The following is a 21,995-nucleotide window of genomic DNA, read 5'->3' on the forward strand; positions in this document are numbered from 1 at the left end:
CGTCGGTATGGGTGAGACCGACCCGAGGAGGATCGTGTGGACCTGCCCGTCATGCCACCCGTCAAACCGATGCTGGCCAAATCGGCGTCGGCGCTGCCCCACGATCCGGGCCTGTACTACGAACCCAAATGGGACGGATTCCGCTGCATCGTCTTCCGTGACGGCGACGAGGTGGAACTCGGGTCGCGCAACGACCGGCCACTGACCCGGTACTTCCCGGAACTGGTGGAATTGCTGAGCAAGGCACTGCCGGACAAATGCGTCATCGACGGCGAGATCGTCATGGTCACCGAACAGGGCCTGGACTTCGACACCCTGCAGCAGCGCCTGCATCCCGCGGCCTCCCGGGTGAACAAGCTGGCCGCCGAGACCCCCGCCAGTTTCGTCGCCTTCGACCTGCTGGCCCTCGGCGACGACGACCTGACCGAACAACCCTTCGCCGAGCGCCGCCGCATCCTGGAAACGGTCATCGACAATTCGCACGAGCGGCTGCACCTCACCCCGCTGACCTCCGATCCCCGGATCGCCCAGGACTGGTTCACCCGCTTCGAGGGCGCCGGGTTCGACGGCGTGATGGTCAAGGCCAAGGACGTGCCTTACCAGCAGGACAAACGGGTCATGGTCAAGGTCAAACACGAACGCACCGCCGACTGCGTGATCGCCGGATTCCGCTGGCACAAGGACGGGCAGGGCGTCGGATCGCTGCTGCTGGGGCTGTTCGACGACGAGGGCAACCTGCACCACGTCGGCGTGGCCTCGAGCTTCACCGCCGCCCGCCGCAAGGAACTGGTCGACGAGCTGGCCCCGCTGCGCGAGAACGCGCTCGACAACCATCCGTGGCGGCAGTGGGCCGACGCCGCCGCCCAGGCCAAGGCCGACGGCAAGATGCCCGGCGGCCTCAGCCGCTGGACCGGCGGCAAGGACCTGTCCTGGGAAGCGCTGCGGCCCGAGCTGGTCGCCGAGGTCCGCTACGAACACGTGATGGCCGGGCGGCTACGGCACGGCGGGCGGCTGGTCCGCTTCCGCGACGACCGCACCCCCGCCTCGTGCACCTACGCCCAGCTCGACGAGGTCGCCCCGGCCGAACTGGCCGATATCTTCGCGGAGGCCAAAACCACGAGGGAGCTTGCGACCGAGTCATCGACACAGCGCACTGGTGCTATGACGTCGCCGAGCGCCAGCGAGGCGACGTCATGAGCACCGCAATCGAATTGGACATCGACGGCAAAGCCGTCCAGATCAGCAACCCCGACAAGGTCTACTTCAGCAAGCGCGGCGAGACGAAGCTCGACCTGGTGCACTACTACCAGGCCGTCGCCGAACCGTTCCTGCGCACCGCCCGCGACAGACCCGTTCTCCTGGAACGCTATCCGGACGGCGCGAGCGGAAAGTCCTGGTTTCAGAAGCGAGTACCGAAATCGGTGCCCGACTGGCTGCAGACCACCGTCGTCTCCACCCCCAACGGCACCACCAGCGATGCGCTCGTCGCCGCCGACCTCGCCCACATCCTGTGGGCGGTCAACCTGGGCTGCTTGGGTTTTCACGTCTGGCCCACCCACGCCGGCGCCGCCGAACAGAGCACGGCCCCCGACGTCTTCGACGCCGCCGGACAACTGCTGCCGCCCACCGGCGTCACCGACGAACTGCGCATCGACCTGGACCCCTCCCCTGGCATCGGCTTCGACGAACTGCGCGCGGCCGCGGTGCGGACCCGTGAACTGTGCGCCGAACTCGGCATCGACGCCCGCATCAAGACCTCCGGCTCGCGCGGCTTGCACATCTACATACTGCTCGAGCCGCGCTGGGACGGCTATCAGGTCCGCGCCGCATCCATCGCCCTGGCCCGCGAACTCGAACGCCGCCACGGCGACCTCATCACCGCGAGCTGGTGGAAGGAGGAGCGCGGCAGCCGCGTGTTCATCGACTACAACCAGAACGCCCCGCACCGCACGGTTTTCGGCGCCTGGTGCGTGCGCCCCAAGGTCGGCGCGCAGGTGTCGACACCCATCGCCTGGGACGAACTCGACGCCATCGTCCCCGAGGACCTCACCATCGCCACCGTCCCCGCCCGCGTCGCCCGGCTCGGCGACCCGTGGGCCGACCGCACCCCCCAGTCCATCGAACCACTGCTGAAAATGTCCGCCCAGGACATGGATTCGGGCCTCATGGACGCCCCGTGGCCCCCGGTCTACCCGAAGATGCCCAACGAGCCCCCGCGCGTCCAACCCAGCAAGGCCCGCAAGGAATAGGTCCTACGCACCCTGCTCGATCTTCGGGAACGACTGCGTGACCAACGTGAGCAACATGTCCGCGAGCAACTCGTGCACCTGCTCGCGGGTCAGGCTCTCCCGCGTGATCCATTCGCGCCCAGCCGCTTTCACCAGACCACCGTAGGCACGCACCAGCGCCCGCAACTCGGCACTGCGCCGCGAACCCGCCAGCCCGACCATCTGCAGCAGGCGCTCGGCCGCCGCATCGTCGGCCTCGTCGAGGATGCGCTGCACCTCCGGATCGTCGCCGATGCCCTCGTGACCGGTCACCTTCACCCAGGTGCTGCCGTGCTCGCCGATGGTGTCGAGCAGCCACGCCACGCTCGCATCGACCCGCTCCCGGTCCGTGCCGGTGGGCACCACCATGTGATCGGCCCGCGGCAGCGTCACCATCCGGCGCACGACCGCCAGATACAGATCGCGCTTGTTGCCGAAATAATGATTGATCAGACCGCGGGCCACACCGGCCTGCTGCGCGAGCTCCGCCGTGGACACGGCCGCATACGGCCGCTCCCCGAACATCGCGATCGCGCACTCCAGGATCTGGGCGCGCCGCTCGTCGGGTTCGAGGCGGCGCCGCCGCGCCAGGGAGTCGGCGGGCGACAGGCGGGGAGTCGACATAGACATATCAGAACGACGCTGCCGGGCAATGAGATCCTTCTCGGCCGCCCCGGCAGCGGATGTCGCCTTTTCAGAGTGAGCGGGCAATGAGATCCTTCATCACCTCGTTCGATCCGGCCAGGATGCGCAGCACCCGGGCACCCGTGTACAGCTGGGAGATCGGGTATTCCGTCATGTACCCGTAGCCGCCGAACAGTTGCAGGCAGCGGTCCACCACAATACCCAACTGGTCGGTCAGCCAATATTTCGACATCGCGGCCGTGGGAATGTCCAGCTCGCCGCGCAGATGCTTGACGATCGAGTCGTCCAGGAAGGTGCGGCTCACCCGGGCGATCGTCGCGCACTCGGCCAGCTCGAACTTCGTGTTCTGCATCGCGAACAGCGGCTTGCCGAACGCCTCGCGCCCCTTGGTGTACTCGACGGTCAGATCGACCGCCTTCTCCATCATCGCCACCGCCATCACCGCGGTGACCAGCCGCTCCTGCGCCAGCAGCTGCATCATCTGATAGAAGCCCTGACCCTCGGCCTCGCCCAGCAGATTCGCCGCCGGCACCCGCAGACCGTCGAAGAACAGCTCCGCGGTGTCCTGACCCTTGCCGCCGATCTTGGACAGGATCCGGCCGCGGGTGAAGCCCGGCGTGTCGTCGCCGACCTCGGCGAAGATCAGCGAGACGCCCGCCGCGCCCTTCGTGGGATCGGTCTTGGCCGCGATGATGATGCCGTCGCACAGCCAGCCGTTGGAGATGAAGATCTTCGAGCCGGTGATGACGTACTCGTCGCCCTCGCGCACCGCGCGGGTCTTGATGTTCTGCAGGTCCGATCCGGTGCCCGGTTCGGTCATGCCGATCGACAGCACCATCTCGCCGCTCGCCGCCTTCGGCAGCACCCGCCGCTTCAGCTCCTCGGAACCGAACTCGTGCAGATAGGGGGCGATGATCGTGGAATGCACCGGCATCCCGAGCGCGCCGTCGCCGAGGAAGGCCTGCTCCTCGATGATGGCCGCCTCGTGCGCGAAAGTGCCACCGCCACCGCCGTATTCGGCCGGGATCGCGGCACACAGCAGCCCCAGCTCACCCGCCCGGTTGTACAGCTCGCGATCGGGATGACCCTGCTCGACGAACTTCTCCTCGTGCGGGATCACCTCTTTGTCGAAGAAGTTCCTCGCCAGCTCCCGTACGGCCTCGACCTCGTCGTCGCTCCACGCGGCGCGCACCATCGTCATCGTCCTTCGTCTCGTGCCCAGGCCGGCGCCACCGGCCCTCCGGGACCAGCGTGAACCACTATTGGCGCTATGTCAACAAAGCGGCTCAGTCCGCGCCGCGCGCCTGATTCACCTCGGCCAGCGTGGTGAAGATCGGGAGCTCCGGATCGGCGACGATGTCCTGCCGCCGCAGGAATCCGTCGATCAGGCCCCACACCAGTTCGGTCACCTGCTCCACGAATTCGCCCGCACCCTGCTCCGGCGGACCCTCCAACCACAGGTCGGTCGTCGCCACCACCACGCCGACCACCGCACGCGACAGGTAGTCGATCCCGGCATTGTCGATCGGCACCGCCTCCGCGACCGCGCGCGCCAGCTTCGCGAACCGGCGAGCGGCATCCCGGCCCAGATCGAACTGCAGCACAGAACCATCCGAATCCCCGCCCGCCGAACGCATCATCGGCGCCTGCGCCAGGAACCGGAACACATCGGGATGCTCCAGGATGCCCTGCATGTAGGCCTCGAAGACCCGGCGCAGCGCCGGACGCGGCGGCTGCAGCAACAGGGTCATATCGTTGCCCGTCGCGTCGAAAGCGTTGCGCGACATGCGGTTCGCGATCTCGGCATACAGATCCGCCTTGTCCGCGAACTGCCGGTACAGCCTCGGCTTGGTGATCCCCGCCTCGCGGGCGATGTCGTCCATGCTCGGGCGCGGGCCGTGGCGATCGATCACCCGCACGGCCGCATCCACGATCTCGTCGCGGCCGATGCGCGGCACGGCGGCTCTGCTCCTCGAACGGGGCACGGCGGGCTCCACTCCCTGGGCTTGCGGCTGGCACTCAACGTACCACCGGTACGACCCTCTCCACCGGCATGCTCACACTCACAGTATGGTGCTCCGTACCGGCGGTACGATCGGGGTGCGAACACCCCGCCCCACGAGGTAGGCACCATGACCCATTTGCCCGACACCGACTTCGCCCGGCCGCGCCGACGCACCGTACGCGGCGGCGGCCTCCCCCTCGCCGTCTACGAACGCGGCAATCCCAACGCCGAGACATTGGTCCTGGTACACGGCGCCACCGACACGCACCGCGTCTGGAACGACGTGGCACATATGCTCGCCGACAGCTTCCATGTCGTCACCTACGACGTCCGCGGCCACGGCCGTTCCGCCAAATCCCGTCGCTCCCAAGACTATCGGCTCGACCGGCTCGCCGAGGACCTGTACGCGGTCCTCGACGCGGTCAGCCCGGATCGGCCCGCACACGTCGCCGGGCACGGCTGGGGCGCATTCCAGGTATGGGAGGCGATCGGCGATCCGCGCGCCAACATCCGCATCGCCTCCGGCACCGCCCTGTGCGCCCCCGACCTGGACCGCCTCGCGCTCGCCCTGCGCGAGCCACGACTGCCGAATACTCGCTGGTGGAAGCTTCCCGGGCTGAGCTGGCTCGTCCTGGGCCGCCGACTGCTGCGCTGGCCGCGCCTGCGCGCCCGGATACTGCGCGGCGCCCCGCTGCCGTCCCGCACCTGGACGACCGACCTGCTCGCGGGCGCGCGCCTCGTACACGCCAACCTCGCCCACCACCTGCTGCGACCACGCGAACGACACACCGCCGTCCCGGTCCAGCTCATCGTCGACCGCGCCGACGCCGCCGCCCTCCCGGCCGCCGCGGCACACGTCCGCCGCGGCGTGGACCGGCTCTGGTGCTACCAACTCCCCGCCGACCACTGGCTGCCCATCACCGAACCCCTCCTCGTGGTCGAGGCGATCGCCAACTTCATCGATGACCTGCGCGCCGACAACTCGCCGATCGAGTACTCGCCCCGCTAGTCGGCCGACCGCCGCGCTGCCCGCCATGCGCAGGATGCGAGAATGGGTCGGCAACCCACCAGCGCACGAAGGACCGAATCCCAGCACGATGGCCGACCACGACCCGACGACCGCCGCGGTATCGCCGGACACCGCCATCGACCCCGACGAACTCGCAGTCTGCCTGCGCGTACTCGACCAGGCCGGGCAGCTCCACAAGGACCACCCCGACTCGCTCACCGTGCAGCGGGCCGTGGGCCACCTGTTCAAGCAGCTCAAACGCCGGCGACGGATCGAGACCCGCGACGCCAAGGCCGCCGCCGACCGCGCCGTCGTCGCCGGCACCGCCACCGGCTCCCCGAACCGCATCGACGACGAGACGGCCGGAATCCCGTTGTCCTCCAACACCACCGGAGGCACCGCCGGCGAACTCATCCGCCCGCGGCCCTGCTACATCTGCAAGCAGCGCTACACCCGCGTCGACGCCTTCTACCACCAGCTCTGCCCCGACTGCGCCGCCACCAGCCACGCCAAACGCGACGCCCGCACCGACCTGCGCGGCCGCCGCGCCCTGCTCACCGGCGGCCGCGCCAAGATCGGCATGTACATCGCCCTGCGGCTGCTGCGCGACGGCGCCCACACCACCATCACCACGCGCTTCCCCAACGACGCCATCCGCCGATTCGCCGCGCAGCCCGACAGCGCCGACTGGCTGCACCGCCTCCGCATCGTCGGCATCGATCTGCGCGACCCGGCGCAGGTGGTGGCCCTCGCCGACGACGTCGCGGCGCAGGGCCCGCTCGACATCCTCATCAACAACGCCGCCCAGACCGTCCGCCGCTCCCCCGGCGCGTACGGCGCGCTGGTGGAGGCCGAGACCGGACCGCTGCCCGCGGGCGCGCTCCCGGACATGATCAGCTTCGGCAAGACCATGCAGGCCCACCCGACCGCGCTCACCGCATCCCTCGGTTCGGCGCTGTCGGCGACCGAGGTCACCGAGCTCGCGCTCGTCGCGGGATCGGCCACGCCCGAACGGATTTCCCGCGGCGTCGCCATCGATGCGGGCGGCCTCGTCCCCGACCTCGCACACACCAACAGCTGGGTGCAGAACGTCGCCGAGGTGGACGCCACCGAGCTGCTCGAGGTGCAGCTGTGCAACTCGGTGGCCCCCTTCATCCTCGTCTCGCGACTGCGCCCCGCCATGGCCGCCGCCCCCGCGCGCCGCAAGTACGTCGTGAACGTCTCGGCCATGGAGGGCGTCTTCAGCCGCGGCTACAAGGGCCCCGGCCACCCGCACACCAATATGGCCAAGGCGGCGCTGAACATGCTCACCCGCACCAGCGCTCGGGAAATGTTCGACACCGACCGCATCCTGATGACCGCCGTCGACACCGGCTGGATCACCGACGAGCGCCCGCACTACACCAAGCTCCGCCTCGCCGACGAGGGCTTCCACGCGCCCCTCGACCTCGTCGACGGCGCCGCCCGCGTCTACGACCCGATCATCCGCGGCGAAGGCGGCGACGACCTGTTCGGCTGCTTCCTCAAGGACTACCAGCCCTCCAACTGGTGAGGTCCGGTTCCACGAAACCCGTTCGGGCCCTTCCCTCTTGGTCTGTTCTTTTGGGCGAGTTCTATTCGAGACTCGCATTTGTGGCACTCATGCATAAATTCGCATAGGTAGATAACGGTATCTAAATATTGCCCAAGCGGCGTCTGGAACCCTCACACGCCCGATATCCTGCAGCTTCAGGTCGAAACTTCAGCGGGGAGCGAGACTCACGTCGCCATGACCCCACCCTCCCCTTCCCCAGCCATTGCTCCCGACACACCGTGGCCGCTCCCCCTGGCGCGTGCCGACACGTCGGCGTACTCATTCGTTAATGCGCATATCAGAGTATTGGTATTGTCCGTAGGCGCAATCACCAGGGGGCCAAGAGGATTCGCGGCGCGCCTTCCTGCCGAAAGATCTCGTACTGGAGTCCCATTACCTGGGCTGACTGCGTGCGCACCCGGACTACCTGCGGTTACGCTGGTAACTGTGATGTACCGGCTGCTGGCCGACGCCACCGCGGGAGTGCACTTCCTGTTCGTCATCTATCTGGTGACGGGCGGATTTCTGGCGTGGCGGTGGCGCTGGACGATCTGGACGCACCTGGTGGCGGTCCTCTGGGGCTTCAGCACGGTTCTGGTCGGAGTCGACTGCCCGCTCACTCATCTGGAGAACTGGGCCCGGCATCGCGCAGGCCAGGAGGGGTTGCCGCCGAGCGGCTTCATCGACCACTACATCACCGGAGTCCTCTACCCCCGCGACGCACTGGATCTGGTGCGGTTGCTCGTGGTGATCGTGGTGCTGGCGTCGTGGGCGGGGCTGTACTGGCGGTCGCGGCCGACGACGGCCAGGGTTCCCCGATCTCCGGTGTGAGCCCGGGACCCGTCAGGGCAGGCGGGCAGCGATGAACTCCGCCAGCTCCGGCACCCGTTCGTCCAGGTAGAAGTGCCGGCCCGGGAAGATCGCCAGCTCGAAATCGCCCGCGGTGTGTTTGCGCCAGCGGTCGGCCTGTTCCGGGGTCAGGGTGGGGTCGGCGTCGCCGAGCAACGCGGAAACGTTGCAGCGCAGCGGCTCTCCCGGCGGGCAGGTGTAGGTCTCGACGGCCCGGTAGTCGTTGCGCACGGCGGGCAGCACCAGCTCGGCCAGCCCGGGCTCGCTGCGCAGCACGGCCACCGACGCGGGATCGTTGGCCAGCCGCTCCAATTCGGCGATCAGATCCGTATCCGGCGCCTCGTGCAGCCGCCCCGGATAGGGGTCCGACGGCGCGATCCGGCCGGAGGCGAACAGCCGAATCGGGTTGCGCCCCTCGGCCTCCAGGCGCCGGGCGGTCTCGAAGGCCACGGTGGCGCCCATGCTGTGCCCGAACAGCGCCAGATCCGCGCCGGGGCGCCAGGCCCGCAGATCGCACGTGACCCGGTCGGCCAGTGCTCCGATATCGGCGACCATCGGTTCGCCGAGCCGGTCCTGCCGCCCCGGGTATTGCACCGCGACCACGGTGACGCCGTCGCAGAGATGCTGTGCCAGTGCGTGATACGCGCTCGCCGAGCCGCCACCCGGCGGGAAACACACCAGCACCACACGCGGTTGTGCCGCACCCCGCAGCTCTCGCAGCCACTCGGCACCCTCGATGGATCGCGCCACGCTCGGGCCTCCTTCCGTACACATCTCTCGACCTGCCGGGAACCCGGATCGGTGACCGATCGCGAGCTTACTTCGCGCGCAGCGTCTTCACCGCCAGTTCCACATCCTCACCGTGCAGCAGATCACCCGCCGGGGCGAGCAGGTGGAGAAGCGCGAAACCCTGGAACAACACGAAGTACAGCTTCGCCACGGCGCGCGCCTCCTCGGCCGACAGCTCCGGGTGCACGTCGCGCAGGGCCGCGGCCATATCGGCGTAGGCACCCGCGGTCGCCTCGGACAGATAGGCCTGCAGTTCCTCGGAGCGGGCGATCCGTACCCCGTTCTCGAGGCTCAGCAGCAGCTGCTCGTGGTTCTTCTGGACGACGTCGAGCATGCCGTTCCACGTGGGCCCAATGGAGTCCCACAGCGAGCGCCCCTCCCCCGCATCCCGGATCGCCTCCTCGACGCCGTCGCCGATGTCGCTGCCGACCCCTTCGGTGACGGCCTCCGACACCAGCCGGTCCTTGGATCCGAAGTGATAGCCGATGGCGGCCAGGCTGACGCCCGCGGCGGCGGCGATATCGCGCGCGGTCACCTTCGCCAGGCCCCGCTCGAGAATCGCCTTGCGAGCACCGGCCAAGAGGTCTTCCCGATTTCCCATGACCCCACCCTACCAGCGTCTTAGACATTTGTACTAGACATCTGTGCCACTCTCTGTTAGACATTTGTCTAAGACGTTCGAACCAAGGAACAGGACGACATCGTGAACAGCTCCGCACCCTCCCCGCACATCCTCGTCTCCGGCGGCGGCATCGCCGGTAATGCCGTTGCGCTGCAACTGCTTCGGTCCGGAATCCGGGTCACCGTGGTCGAGCGGGCGGCCGCTCCCCGGCCCGGCGGCCAGGCCGTCGATCTGCGCGGTCCCAGCCGCGAGGTGGCCGAGCGCATGGGCCTGATGCCCGGCATCCGGAAGTATCAGCTCGAGGAGCTCGGCATCTCCTACATCGACTCCCGGGGCCGCAATTACGCCAACATGACGATGGAGGACTTCGACGGCCAGGGCCCGGTCGCGGAAATCGAGATCACGCGCGGTGACCTGAATCAGGTGCTGCTGGACGAGGTGGCGGCGGCCGGGGGCGAACTCGACTATCGCTACGGCGAGTGGATCGAGGCTCTCGCCCAGGATGCCGACGGCGTGGACGTGACCTTCTCGACCGGCCGCACGGAGCGTTTCGACCTGGTCGTCGGCGCGGACGGCGTGCATTCGGCGACGCGGCGTCTCGCCTTCGGCCCCGAGGAGCAGTTCAGCACCTACCTCGGCGGGTACGCCTCGTTCTTCACGATCCCGACCCCGCCGGGTGTGAAACCCGGCTGGTTCGCCATGCAGTTGGTGCCCAGCGCGGCCGTCGGCATCCGGCCCGACCACGATCCCAGCACCTCGAAGGCCATCCTCACGCTGCTGGCCGAGCCCGATCCGGCGCTGCGTCGCGATACCGCGGCACAGCAGCGGCTCATTCACGGGATGCTGGGCGACGCCGGGTGGCACTCCCCCGCCATCCTCGCCGCCATGGCCACCACCCCCGACTTCTACTTCGACGAGTTGGCGCGCATCGATATGCCGAGCCTCGCCGCCGGTCGGGTGACGCTGGCGGGTGACGCCGGGTACTGCGGGTCGCCGATGACCGGTATGGGCACCGCGATGGCCATCGTGGGCGCGTACATCCTCGCGGGCGAAATCGCCGCCACCCCGGGCGATCTGCCCGCGGCGCTGCGCCGCTACGAGGACCGGGTCACGCCGTTCCTGGACAAGGCCAAGGAGCTGCCGGGCGGCGGTATCAAGATGATGCTGTCGCCGACGAACTTCGGGACCGCGCTGCGCCGCACGGCGAATCGGGCCATGATGTCGCGGCTCATGAGGCCGGTGACGAAGAAGATCTTCTTCGGCAAGACCGACAGCTACGAGCTGCCGACGTACTGAACGGTCGGTTCCCGGCCGGGCACCCGGCCGGGAACTTCGGCGTTCCGGGCGCTCGCTACGCTCGGACCGTGCGGCAGAAGATCATCACCGATGTCGATACCGGTATCGACGATGCGCTGGCGCTGCTGTATCTCCTGGCCAGCCCGGAGGCCGAGATCGTCGGGATCGCCTCCACCGCGGGAAACGTCCCGGCGCCGCAGGTGGCGGCGAACAATCTCGCGTTGCTGGACCTGTGCCGGGCACCGGATATCGAGGTGGCTCTCGGCGTCGAATCCCCGCTGGCGATTCCGTTGCGCACCACCGAGGACACCCACGGGCCGCAGGGCATCGGCTACGCGGAGTTCCCGCCGTCGGCGCGCACGCTGTCCGACCGGTCCGCGGCGCGGCTGTGGGTGGATCTCGCGCGGGCGCATCCCGGCGAGATCATCGGACTGTGCACGGGTCCGCTCACCAACCTGGCGCTGGCACTGCGCCTGGAACCGCAACTGCCGCAGCTGCTTCGACGGCTGGTCGTGATGGGCGGAGCGTTTCAGCGGCCCGGCAACACCACGCCGACCAACGAGTGGAACGTGCATGTCGATCCCGAGGCGTGGAAGGAGGTCTTCGACGCCTTCGCCGCGGCTCCCGCCGACCGCAGGCCGCTGGTCTGCGGGCTCGACATCACCGAGACCATCGAGATGTATCCCGAACACGTGGTTCGCCTGGCCGAACGAGCGGAAAGCGTTCCGGTGGAACATCTTTCCGAATCCGATACCCGGGGAGTCCGCTCGCAGGCCGGTAACCCCGTCGTCCGGTTCGTCACCGATGCCGTCCGATTCTATTTCGAGTTCCATCGCGACCACGGGCAGCCGTACCTGGCGCATATGCACGATCCGTTCGCTGCCGCGCTCGCGCTCGACCCCACCCTCGCGGTGACCCGACCCGCCACCGTCGACGTCGAGCTGGGCGGGACGCTCACCCGGGGCGCCACCATCGCGGACTGGGCCGGGATGTGGGGCCGGGAACCCAACGCGGACATCGCGATCGGCACCGATCCGCCCGCATTCTTCGATCGGCTCGTCGAGCGGGTCGGGGACTTCGCACGCAACGCCTATCCGCCGGCGTAGGACAGGAGGCTCGTTGAGCGTCAACGGTGACGACGACACGGCGTACATCGCCGAGTTCCGGCAGCGGCTCCGGCTGCCCGGGCTCATCGATGTGCATACGCATTTCATGCCCGAGCGAGTCCTGCGCAAGGTGTGGTCGTACTTCGACTCGGCCGGGCCGCTCATCGGGCGACCCTGGCCGATCACCTACCGCGACGACGAGCAGGTGCGGCTGAAGACGCTGCGCGGCTTCGGTGTTCACGCCTTCACGTCGCTGGTGTACCCGCACAAGCCGGACATGGCGGCCTGGCTCAACGAGTGGGCGGCCGACTTCGCCGCCCGCACCCCGGACTGCCTGCACACCGCGACGTTCTTTCCGGAACCACACGCCGACAGCTATGTGGAGGCCGCGATCGAGGCGGGCGCGCGGATCTTCAAGGTGCACATCCAGGTCGGCGATTTCCATCCGCGCGATCCGCGGCTCAACGAGGTGTGGGGGATGCTTGCCGACGCCGGGATTCCGGTGCTCGTCCACTGCGGATCGGGCCCCGCGCCGGGCGAGTTCACCGGGCCCGGCCCCATCGCCGAACTGCTGCAGCGGTATCCGCGGCTGCGCTTGATCGTCGCGCACATGGGCGCCCCCGAATACTCCGAATTCCTGGACATCGCCCAGCGATTCGACGGCGTCCACCTGGACACCACCATGAACTTCACCGACTTCTTCGAATCCGACGATCCATTCCCCACCAGCGAGCGCGGCCGCCTGCGGTATTTCGGCGATCGCATCCTGTTCGGCAGCGACTTCCCCAATATCCCGTACTCCTACGGACATGCGCTCTACGCGCTGGAACGCCTGGACCTGGGCGAGAATTGGCTGCAGAACGTCTGCTACCGCAACGCGGCCCGGCTGTTCGAGATCGGCTAGTCCGGCAGCGGCCGGGCCAGCGGGGTCGGCTCGGATCGGCCGCGCAACGTCACCGATTCCCCGAGCCGCCAATGCTTTCGCTCGCTCTCGTCGGCCGCGGCGAGGGTGGCGCCGGACGCCAGCACCCGGCCGGGTTCCTGCTTGGACAGCTCGCACAACCGCGCCGCCTGGTTGACCGGGTCGCCGATGACGGTGAACTCGTAGCGCCGATGCGCACCGACGTTGCCCGCCACCACCGGGCCGGCGGCCACCCCGATGCCGGCATCGAATTCCATTGCGGCGCCGGACAGCCGGGACCGGATCGCCCGGGCCGCGGCCAGCGCTGAGCCCGCCGCATCGGACAGCGGCGCGGGGGTGCCGAAGATCGCGAGGGCGGCGTCGCCCTCGAACTTGTTGATCAGGCCGCCGTGCCGCTCCACCTCGTCCACCACGACGCCGAAGAAGTCGTTCAGGAGCGCGACGATCTCGTTCGCGGGGCGGGCGGCCGCCATCGTCGTGGATCCGATGATGTCGATGAACAGCGCCGCCGCCTCGACCTCCTCGCCGCCCAGTTCCGGGTTGCGGGCCAGCGCGGCGGCGGCCACATCGTCGCCGACGTGGCGGCCGAACAGATCCCGCAGCCGCTCCCGCTCCCGCAGGCCGTCCACCATGCGGTTGAATCCGCTCTGCAGCTCGCCCAATTCGGTGCCGTCGAACACCGTGACCGCGACGTCGAGATCGCCGTCCTCGACCCGCCGCAGCGCGCGGCGCACGCTGCGGATCGGCGCGAGGCTCGCCGCCAGCGTCTGCATCATCAGCAGCAGCCCGAACACCAGCGTCGATCCGCCCAGCGACAGCACGCAGATCGCGAGCCGCTGGGTGCTGATATCCATCGGCGTGAGCGCGAGGACCGCGAGGACCATCATGACGGCGACGGGTACGCCCGTGCCGACCACCCACACCACGATCGACCGCCCGAATACGCCGCTGCCGCGGCGCCGCCGCGACGGGGCCGCCTCGAGTACCCGCGTCGTGACCGGCCGCAGGGCGAACTCGGCGACCAGGTAGCTGAAGGCGCACACGACCACCAGCGTGAATCCCAGGCCCAGCAGAATCTTCGGAATCAGCGCCGGGTCCGCCAGGCCGTACAGCGGGGTCAGCACGGCCGCGCCCCCGGCCCAGAGCGCCGCCTGCAGCATCACCAGCCGACGGGGCACCGCGGCCGCCGCGGCCTGTTCCGCCTCGGTCGGCACGCGGTCGGGATCCGCCGTCGCCCAGCGCAACGCCCGCAGGCCCGACGCCGTGCCCCAGACGGTCCCGATCAGCACGGCCGCGGCGGAGTACAGCGGTGTCGCGACGAAATTCTGCAGTATCAGGGTGCGGCTGAACACCGACGGCCCGGGGAGTACGAAACCGACGAGGGCGATCACGACGGCGATTCCGGTCAGATTCGCGGCGAGCAGCGGCACCGTCAGCAGCAGCTGCACCCGCACCCGCCGCCTGCCGGAGGTCTCGTCCGCGGATCCGAGCAGCCTCGAACCCCACGGCGCGGGTCCCAGCGCCGCGGGCGTCACCTCACCATCGACCACGGGTGCAGCTTAGGGGGGAAAGTGACATACCCGCCGGAGGCACAACCTCGGCGGCCTCACCGGTGACCAACCGACGGCGGTCCGGACACAGGTCAGCGCGAGACGATGCGTGCCGCGAACCGAGCTGTGCGGCGGGCCAGGTAGCGGTCACGTGGATGCGCGGCGAGCTATGCCGCGGGCCGGTAGCGGTCCGGGCGGGTGTACGCGCCGACGTACCGCAGCGCCGTACGAACGCCCCAGCGATTGACCGGGTGCGGGACGAGTCGGGCGCCGCCCCGGACGGCGGCCGTGAGCGCCGCGAACCGAACGCGGTCGGCGCGGGTCCACGGGATGGCGAAACGCGTCCGGACCGGGTCCGGCAGGCAGCCGAACAGCAGGATTCGCGCGGGCGGGGTGATCAGGCCGTCGGCCGCGCGCACCAGGGGCCGCGGCAGCACCGGGAGCAGATCCGCCGCGCTCCCGCGCGCTCCGATGTCCAGCGCACGCGCCGCGGTAGGCGTGAGTTCGAGGGTGCCGGAACAGATCTCGTCGAAACGTATCCGGAACGACCGGTAGTCCGGGGGCACGGGACGCATGCTCAGGCCGTAGCCCTCGTACCACCGCACCGTGTCGCGATAGAGGCGTTCCTCGTCGGCGCGGGTGAGCGTTTCGGGATGGAACAGCTCGACCGCGCGGAAGATCTCCCAGGTGAACGTGGCATGCGCCCACCAGAACGTATCCGGTTGCAGCGCATGATATCTGCGGCCCTGCCGGTCCACGCCGCCGATATCGCGGTGCAGGTCCCGGATGTGCCGGCCGCGCGCCGCGGCGTCCGGTTCCAGAATGGTCGCCCAGATCTGGGGCACCGAGCGCACGATGCGCCCGAACGGTTCGGCGAAGAAGTCGGAATGCTCCTCCACCCCGGCACCGAGCTGCGGGTACATCAACTGCAGGACACCGGCGGTGGCGCCGGGTAGCAGCGAACGGGCGTCGGCGGCGTAGTGCCGCAACAGGGAATCGGAGTTCATCGTCGAACCTCCGGGTCTTCGATCCCGGCCGGTGCCGGGAGGCGGCGACGACCGCCTCCTTCCACGATAGAGTGACTGAGACAGTGAATCAACCACTGTCCCAGTCGCTTATCTCTGTGTTACTCCGGAACCCGATCGAAATGGAACGGGCAGTGTGTTCCGCCCAGCCCGATGGTCGTGCTCCGGTCGAAGCGGAAGCCGTGCCGGTCCGGATCGATGCCCTCGATCCAGTTGCCGTCGAAGGCGCACATCACCGGCGCGAGTTCCGTGGCCGAGTGTGCGGCGAGCACGTCGTAGTAGAAGCAGCGCATCACGTTCAGGTGGTAGCGGTCCGCGTCGTCGGCCGCGCGTTCGAAGCCGAAACCCGTTCCGAACGCCTGATTCTCGCGTGTCTTGCTGACCTCGACCATGGCCGCGAACGGGTCGGCGGCATTGTCGAGCATGGACCTGGTGGCCGCCTGCAGTGATTCGTTCAGCGGCTCGACGAAGGCCCGGTGCACCGCCTCGATCGCGGCGTCGCGCCCGATGAGCGGGGTGAGGTGACGGTAGGCGACGACCAGCGCGAGGGTCATGCGCAGGTTGTGGCGCGCGGGCTCGTCGACGATCCGATCGGCGTCGGCGGCCTCCGATTCCGCGAGTGCCGTGCGCATCGAGGCGATCGGGTCGCCGTCGATGCCGTGGTCGCGGGCCGTGGCGGCGATGCTGTCGAAGAATCCGTCGACGATCAGCGCGGTGTCGCGCTCGGGGTCGGGCACGTATTCGCCCGTGGAGAGCCCGAATTGGTCGGTGTTCATGGAAGTGCTGTCCTTTCGAGACGTGTCCGGTCCCGAAAACACAGCCACTACGCCCGAGGAGGCAAGCCGCCGTGCTCGCAACCGAACGAGCACGCCGACGCACTCCACCGACCTACCTGGCGTCAACGATGCAGATCATTACTGACGACGGCAGGATGCCATACGCGCACCCGCCGCGTCCACCCGGTTCAGCGCTCGTCGAAGGCGCGCAGGATCTCCTCGGCGGCCAGGGCGGGGGTGAGCGATCCGTCGCGGACCGCCTTCTCCACCTGTCCCCGAATCGATTTCACGCCCGGGTTCTCGGCGAGGCGGCGCAGCAGGTGGTCGTGCACCATGGTCCAGGTCCAGTCCACCTGCTGGCGGCGGCGCTTCTCGGCGAACTCGCCCGCCTCGGTGAGCACCCGGCGATGTTCGAGCACCGTGTCCCAGAACTGGTCCAGGCCCGTGCCGTTCAGGCCGCTCATGGTGAGAACCGGTGGCCGCCACAGTGATTCGCGCGGGTGGATGAGCCGCATGGCGCCCTGCAGCTCGCGCGCCGCCGCCTTCGCCTCGATCTCGTGCCTGCCGTCGGCCTTGTTCACCGCGACCAGGTCCGCCAGCTCCAGCACGCCTTTCTTGATGCCCTGCAACTGATCTCCGGTGCGCGCCAGGGTGAGGAAGCAGAACACGTCGACCATATTGGCGACGGTCACCTCCGACTGCCCGACGCCGACGGTCTCCACCAGGATCACGTCGTAGCCCGCCGACTCCAGCAGCACGATCGTCTCGCGCGTCGCCTTCGCCACCCCGCCGAGGGTGCCCGCGGTCGGCGACGGCCGGATATAGGCGTCGCGCTCCAGCGAGAGCTTCGCCATCCGGGTCTTGTCGCCGAGGATCGAACCGCCCGTCCGCGTCGAGGAGGGGTCCACGGCCAGCACCGCGACCCGATGCCCCGCCTCGATCAGCGACATGCCCAGCGCGTCGATGAACGTCGACTTGCCCACGCCCGGAACGCCGGTGATGCCCACCCGGTTCGACTCGACCTGCGCGGTATCGGTGCCCAGCGCCAGCAGCAGCCGCTGCGCCGCATCCCGATGATCGGCGCGGGTCGATTCGACCAGCGTGATGGCTCGTGCCAGCGCGGCCCGTTCGCCGCCCCGCACGGCCTGTGCGAGCTGCTCGACGTCGACCTCACGACGCCGCGCCGCCTTGCCGCCGGAACCCGGCGATGCACCCCGGCCCGCCGGTGCCATTCCGCGTTCGGTGGAAAGCGCCTGCGTGCCAGGGATATTCACCGCACCTCCGCCCGATACCGGTGGCCCGGCATCGTCACTCGCTCGTGCGCCCGTGCTCATTCCGCTCCGGAAGGCTCGCCGATCTCGTGGCCCAGCTCGCCCGCCAGCTTCTTCAGCAGGTCCACCGCCGCATCGGCGATCACCGTGCCGGGCGGGAAGATCGCCGCGGCGCCCGCCTGGTACAGCTCCTCGAAGTCGCCGGGCGGGATGACGCCGCCGACGATCACCATGATGTCGGGCCGTCCGACGTCGGCCAGCGCCTGCCGCAGGGCGGGCACCAGCGTGAGGTGACCGGCCGCCAGCGACGACACGCCCACCACGTGCACATCGTTGTCGGTCGCCTGTCGCGCCACCTCGTCCGGGGTCTGGAACAGCGGGCCCACGTCGACGTCGAAGCCGAGATCGGCGAAGGCCGTGGCGATCACCTTCTGGCCCCGGTCGTGGCCGTCCTGGCCCATCTTGGCCACCAGGATGCGGGGGCGGCGGCCCTCGGCCTCGGCGAATTCCTCCACCAGGTCGATGGCCCTGCTGATGTTGGTCACCTTCCCGGCCTCCTCGCGGTAAACGCCTGAGAGAGTACGGATTTCGGCCTGATGGCGCCCGTACACCTTTTCCAGCGCGTCGGAGATCTCGCCAACGGTGGCCTTGGCGCGGGCGGCGTCGATGGCCAAGGCGAGCAGGTTGTTCTCCATGCCGCCGCCGGAAGCCGCCGCAGCCCGGCTCAACTCGCCCAGCGCCCGCTCCACCTCGGTGGCATCGCGCTCGGCGCGCAGCCGCTGCAGCTTGGCCTCCTGTTCGGCGCGCACCCGCGAGTTCTCGACCTTGAGGACCTCGATCTGCTGATCCTCTTCGACCTGGTATTTGTTCACGCCGATGACCGGCTGCTGGCCGGTATCGATGCGGGCCTGGGTGCGGGCGGCGGCCTCCTCGATGCGCAGCTTCGGGATGCCCTCCGAAATCGCCTGCGCCATACCGCCGTGCGCCTCCACCTCGGCGATGTGCGCGCGGGCCCGCTCGGCGAGCTGGTGGGTCAGCCACTCCAGGTAGTACGAGCCGCCCCACGGATCGATCGGGCGGGTCGTATTGGACTCCTGCTGGATCAGCAGCTGGGTGTTGCGGGCGATACGGGCGGAGAAGTCCGTCGGCAGCGCCAGCGCCTCGTCGAGCGCGTTGGTGTGCAGCGACTGGGTGTGGCCCTGCGTCGCGGCCATCGCCTCCACGCAGGTGCGGGCGACATTGTTGAACACGTCCTGCGCGGTCAGCGACCAGCCCGAGGTCTGCGAGTGGGTGCGCAGCGACAGCGATTTCTGGCTCTTCGGCTCGAACTTCGACACCAGCTCGCTCCAGAGCAGCCGTCCCGCACGGAGTTTCGCGACCTCCATGAAGAAGTTCATGCCGATCGCCCAGAAGAACGACAGCCGGGGTGCGAACTGGTCGATCTCCATCCCCGCGTCCAGCCCGGCGCGAATGTATTCGACGCCGTCGGCGAGGGTGTAGGCCAGCTCCAGATCCGCCGTCGCACCGGCCTCCTGGATGTGATAGCCGGAGATCGAGATCGAGTTGAATTTCGGCATCTTCGCCGAGGTGTAGGCGAAGATGTCGGAGATGATCCGCATCGACGGCTTCGGCGGATAGATGTAGGTGTTGCGGACCATGAACTCCTTCAGAATGTCGTTCTGAATGGTTCCGGCCAGCTGTTCGGGCTTGACGCCCTGCTCCTCCGCCGCGACCACGTACAGCGCCAGGATCGGCAGCACCGCACCGTTCATGGTCATCGATACCGACACCTGATCCAGCGGGATGTGGTCGAACAGCTCCCGCATGTCCAGGATGGAATCGATGGCCACACCGGCCATGCCGACGTCACCGGTCACGCGTGGGTGATCGGAGTCGTAGCCGCGGTGCGTCGCCAGGTCGAACGCGACCGACAGGCCCTTCTGCCCGGCGGCGAGGTTGCGGCGATAGAAGGCGTTGGAATCCGCCGCGGTGGAGAAGCCTGCGTACTGGCGGATCGTCCACGGCTGGTTGACGTACATCGTCGGGTAGGGGCCGCGCAGGAACGGCGCGATACCCGGGACCGAATCCAGCGGATACCCTTCGGCCGCAATCCGATCGCGGTCGGCCTTGGTGAACACCGGTGGCACGTCGATACCTTCGGGCGTCGGCCACACCAGCTGTTCGGGCGCATAGTGATTCGCCGCCGCGGCGGCCTGCACGAACGCCTCGACCTGCTCGCCGCCGACCTCCGCCGCGCCGGGGTTGTCCAGCGGGACCTCGGCGAAGCTGCCGATCAGGTGCTTGATCTCCCGTGTAGTCATCTACGCTCCCACCTTCTCGAGCAGGCCGGACAGGGCCGCCACCGCGTCCATGCGGGCCGTGAGGAATCCGTCCGGCCGCTGCGTGCCGGACAGTTCGGCGACCGCCTTCTCCGGTCCGGCCAGCAGCACCGTGGCCACGCCCGCGCTGCGCAGCTGCTCCACCGCGGCGCCCGCCTCGGCCGCGTAGCGCGCGTCGGTGCCGCACAGCACCGCGATCGTGCTGGCGGATTCGCTTGCCGCCGCGCCGATTCCGGCGATCTCGAGGGCACCGGGGTTCACCGCCTCGATGCCTCCGGAGGCGAGCAGGTTCGCGGTGAAGGTGACCCGCACATTGTGCTCGGCCACCGGCCCCAGCGGAATCAGCACCGCCCGCGGGCGCGCGCCGTGCGCCGACAGATAGGCGTCGGACCGGTTGCGCAGCGCCTCGAACGCCGCGCCGTACCGGGCCACGGCGCCGGGCAGCCGCGCCGCTTCCGACAGCGGCTCCTCGGCCAGGTTCGGGAATTCGTTGACGCCGGTGACGGCCGTCTTCCGGTGTGCCACATCGGCTTCGCGCCGCTCGCGCACGGCAGCGATGCGCTCGGCCAGCAGTCCCGATTCGAGCGCGGCCAGGTAACCCCCGGCCCGCTCGATCTCCTGCATGAACTCCCACGCCCGATGCGCCAGCTCATCGGTGAGGCTCTCCACGAACCAGGACCCGGCGCCGGGGTCGCGCACGTGTCCGAGGTGCGACTCCTCCAGCAGCAACAGCTGGGTGTTGCGGGCCATCCGGTCCGAGAACGCCTGCGACACGTCGAGTTCACCCGGCGGCAGCGCCGAGTCGAAGGGCAGCACCGTCACGTAATCGGCGCCGCCGACACCCGCGCCGAAGGCGGCGAGCGTGGTGCGCAGCATGTTCACCCACGGGTCGCGCTGGGTCATCATCGCCGCCGAGGTCACCGCGTACTGCGGCGCGTTGCCGAACGCCGGGGCGCCCAGCTCGTGCGCCACCCGCGCCCACAACCGCCGTCCCGCACGGAATTTCGCGATGGTCTCGAACTGGTCGTCGGTGGCGGCGAAGCGGAACATCAGCTGTCCCAGCGCATCCGCCACATCGACACCGGCGTCGGTGAGCACCCGCAGGTACTCCAGGCCCGCGGCGACCGCGGCACCCAGCTCCTGCGCATCGGAGGCACCCTCGTTGTGGAACGCGACACCGCACACGGTGAGGGCGCGCACCGTCTCCGGCCGCGCGATCGCCTGCTGCGCCAACGACACCGCGGCATCCATCTCGACGTGCGGCGTGCCATTGAACCGGCTGGTCAGGGGCGTCGCCCCGAGGGCGACCTCGATGTCGGCCCGATTCGACGCCGCGGCGCCCTCCGGAAGGACATAACCGTCCAGGATCGAGAACAGCTGCGCCGCAGCGCCGTCCAGGTCCGCACCCGCGTCCAGCACCAGCGGCGCCAGCTCGAACAGCAGCCCCCGCAGCGCCGTCGGCAGGTCCGCCACGGCGACCCCGCGCTCCCCGGCACCCAGCCACACCGCGCTCACGCCGCTCTCCAGCGCCGCCATGATCTCGCGATTCGCCTCGGCGGCATCCCCACCGCCGAACCGGGCGCCGACATACCAGCCGCGATGCACATCGCGGGTGCCGTCCGAGCCGCGCACGAACGGGAACTCACCCGGCAGCGGCTGCTCGGGCAGCTCGTCGCGCCGGGTGTAGAGCGGGGCCACGGTCAGCCCGTCGTAGGTCGAGACCTCGAGCAGCTTCTCCGGCTCGTCACCGAGCTCGGACGCATCCACCTTGCGGGCCTTGGCCAGAACCCCGGCCACGCCCTTCCGCCATGCGGCATATCCGGGCACGACGTCTGCGCCCGGATCCGAACCAGTCGGCATCGCTGCTGTTCCTCTTCCACTCGATCCGATACTTCAGCTGTACCGGATATCTGGGCGTAACCCCAACCCTTCGCACCGTCTTCGCAGCGCG

The 21,995-nt window shown here is 69.1% G+C and carries 19 protein-coding genes; 8 read left to right on the forward strand and 11 right to left on the reverse strand.

Features of this window, described 5'->3' with window-relative positions:
- Positions 1-36: 36 nt before the first annotated feature.
- Entirely contained in the window at positions 37-1,197 is a 1,161-nt protein-coding gene (locus tag NM1_RS32885; protein WP_211339301.1) for an ATP-dependent DNA ligase, read from the forward strand.
- Positions 1,194-2,249 carry a DNA polymerase domain-containing protein gene (locus tag NM1_RS32890; RefSeq protein WP_068029107.1) on the forward strand — a complete coding sequence of 352 codons (1,056 nt, stop codon included), beginning with the start codon at positions 1,194-1,196 and terminating at the stop codon, positions 2,247-2,249. The genes NM1_RS32885 and NM1_RS32890 overlap by 4 nt, the downstream gene beginning before the upstream one ends.
- 3 nt (positions 2,250-2,252) lie before the next feature.
- On the opposite strand, the gene NM1_RS32895 is transcribed toward NM1_RS32890, so the two are convergent.
- The 3 genes from NM1_RS32895 to NM1_RS32905 all read right to left on the reverse strand — a co-directional run bounded on the left by NM1_RS32895 (position 2,253) and on the right by NM1_RS32905 (position 4,870).
- Positions 2,253-2,891, reverse strand: a complete 639-nt coding sequence (locus NM1_RS32895) for a TetR/AcrR family transcriptional regulator (protein ID WP_068029110.1) — start codon at positions 2,889-2,891, stop codon at positions 2,253-2,255.
- A gap of 70 nt (positions 2,892-2,961) precedes the next feature.
- Positions 2,962-4,107: an acyl-CoA dehydrogenase family protein gene (locus tag NM1_RS32900; RefSeq protein WP_068029217.1), complete on the reverse strand. Its 1,146-nt coding sequence runs from the start codon at positions 4,105-4,107 to the stop codon at positions 2,962-2,964.
- A gap of 91 nt (positions 4,108-4,198) precedes the next feature.
- Positions 4,199-4,870 (reverse strand): TetR/AcrR family transcriptional regulator, encoded by a 672-nt coding sequence (locus NM1_RS32905; protein ID WP_246010685.1) that lies wholly within the window; start codon positions 4,868-4,870, stop codon positions 4,199-4,201.
- Positions 4,871-5,044: 174 nt separating this feature from the next.
- Here NM1_RS32905 and NM1_RS32910 point away from each other — a divergent pair, with 174 nt between their 5' ends.
- The 3 genes from NM1_RS32910 to NM1_RS32920 all read left to right on the forward strand — a co-directional run bounded on the left by NM1_RS32910 (position 5,045) and on the right by NM1_RS32920 (position 8,330).
- The gene (locus tag NM1_RS32910; RefSeq protein ID WP_084520271.1) at positions 5,045-5,926 is read left to right on the forward strand and encodes an alpha/beta fold hydrolase; all 882 of its coding nucleotides are present in this window, start codon (positions 5,045-5,047) and stop codon (positions 5,924-5,926) included.
- A gap of 88 nt (positions 5,927-6,014) precedes the next feature.
- Entirely contained in the window at positions 6,015-7,478 is a 1,464-nt protein-coding gene (locus NM1_RS32915) for an SDR family NAD(P)-dependent oxidoreductase (protein WP_068029117.1), read from the forward strand.
- Between the two features lie 471 nt (positions 7,479-7,949).
- Complete coding sequence (locus NM1_RS32920; protein ID WP_373864087.1) at positions 7,950-8,330, forward strand: DUF2784 domain-containing protein; 381 nt, start codon at positions 7,950-7,952, stop codon at positions 8,328-8,330.
- A 12-nt stretch (positions 8,331-8,342) separates the two neighbouring features.
- On the opposite strand, the gene NM1_RS32925 is transcribed toward NM1_RS32920, so the two are convergent.
- Together NM1_RS32925 and NM1_RS32930 are read right to left on the reverse strand one after the other, a co-directional pair.
- A complete protein-coding gene (locus tag NM1_RS32925; protein WP_246010687.1) occupies positions 8,343-9,098 on the reverse strand; it encodes a thioesterase II family protein in 756 nt (251 codons plus the stop codon).
- 67 nt (positions 9,099-9,165) lie between these two features.
- Entirely contained in the window at positions 9,166-9,738 is a 573-nt protein-coding gene (locus NM1_RS32930; RefSeq protein WP_068029125.1) for a TetR/AcrR family transcriptional regulator, read from the reverse strand.
- A 102-nt stretch (positions 9,739-9,840) separates the two neighbouring features.
- Between NM1_RS32930 and NM1_RS32935 the strand changes: the two genes are divergently transcribed.
- The 3 genes from NM1_RS32935 to NM1_RS32945 all read left to right on the forward strand — a co-directional run bounded on the left by NM1_RS32935 (position 9,841) and on the right by NM1_RS32945 (position 13,065).
- A complete protein-coding gene (locus NM1_RS32935; protein WP_068029128.1) occupies positions 9,841-11,055 on the forward strand; it encodes an FAD-dependent monooxygenase in 1,215 nt (404 codons plus the stop codon).
- A gap of 68 nt (positions 11,056-11,123) precedes the next feature.
- Positions 11,124-12,161, forward strand: coding sequence for a nucleoside hydrolase (locus NM1_RS32940; RefSeq protein ID WP_068029132.1), 1,038 nt, complete (start codon positions 11,124-11,126; stop codon positions 12,159-12,161).
- A 13-nt stretch (positions 12,162-12,174) separates the two neighbouring features.
- On the forward strand, positions 12,175-13,065 hold the full coding sequence (locus NM1_RS32945; protein WP_068029135.1) for an amidohydrolase family protein: 891 nt from the start codon (positions 12,175-12,177) through the stop codon (positions 13,063-13,065).
- On the opposite strand, the gene NM1_RS32950 is transcribed toward NM1_RS32945, so the two are convergent.
- The 6 genes from NM1_RS32950 to NM1_RS32975 form a co-directional block, all read right to left on the reverse strand.
- Positions 13,062-14,633, reverse strand: coding sequence for an adenylate/guanylate cyclase domain-containing protein (locus NM1_RS32950; RefSeq protein ID WP_246010690.1), 1,572 nt, complete (start codon positions 14,631-14,633; stop codon positions 13,062-13,064). The two genes, NM1_RS32945 and NM1_RS32950, sit on opposite strands and share 4 nt — an antisense overlap.
- A 167-nt stretch (positions 14,634-14,800) precedes the next feature.
- On the reverse strand, positions 14,801-15,640 hold the full coding sequence (locus tag NM1_RS32955; protein WP_068029140.1) for an oxygenase MpaB family protein: 840 nt from the start codon (positions 15,638-15,640) through the stop codon (positions 14,801-14,803).
- 119 nt (positions 15,641-15,759) lie between these two features.
- Complete coding sequence (locus tag NM1_RS32960) at positions 15,760-16,434, reverse strand: L-2-amino-thiazoline-4-carboxylic acid hydrolase (protein WP_068029143.1); 675 nt, start codon at positions 16,432-16,434, stop codon at positions 15,760-15,762.
- 188 nt (positions 16,435-16,622) lie between these two features.
- Complete coding sequence (gene meaB / locus NM1_RS32965; protein ID WP_068029147.1) at positions 16,623-17,666, reverse strand: methylmalonyl Co-A mutase-associated GTPase MeaB; 1,044 nt, start codon at positions 17,664-17,666, stop codon at positions 16,623-16,625.
- Positions 17,667-17,764: 98 nt separating this feature from the next.
- A complete protein-coding gene (gene scpA, locus NM1_RS32970) occupies positions 17,765-20,026 on the reverse strand; it encodes a methylmalonyl-CoA mutase (protein ID WP_068029150.1) in 2,262 nt (753 codons plus the stop codon).
- A complete protein-coding gene (locus NM1_RS32975) occupies positions 20,027-21,904 on the reverse strand; it encodes a methylmalonyl-CoA mutase family protein (RefSeq protein ID WP_068029153.1) in 1,878 nt (625 codons plus the stop codon).
- Positions 21,905-21,995: the final 91 nt, after the last annotated feature.

This window comes from Nocardia mexicana NBRC 108244 (assembly GCF_001613165.1).
GTDB lineage: Bacteria > Actinomycetota > Actinomycetes > Mycobacteriales > Mycobacteriaceae > Nocardia > Nocardia mexicana.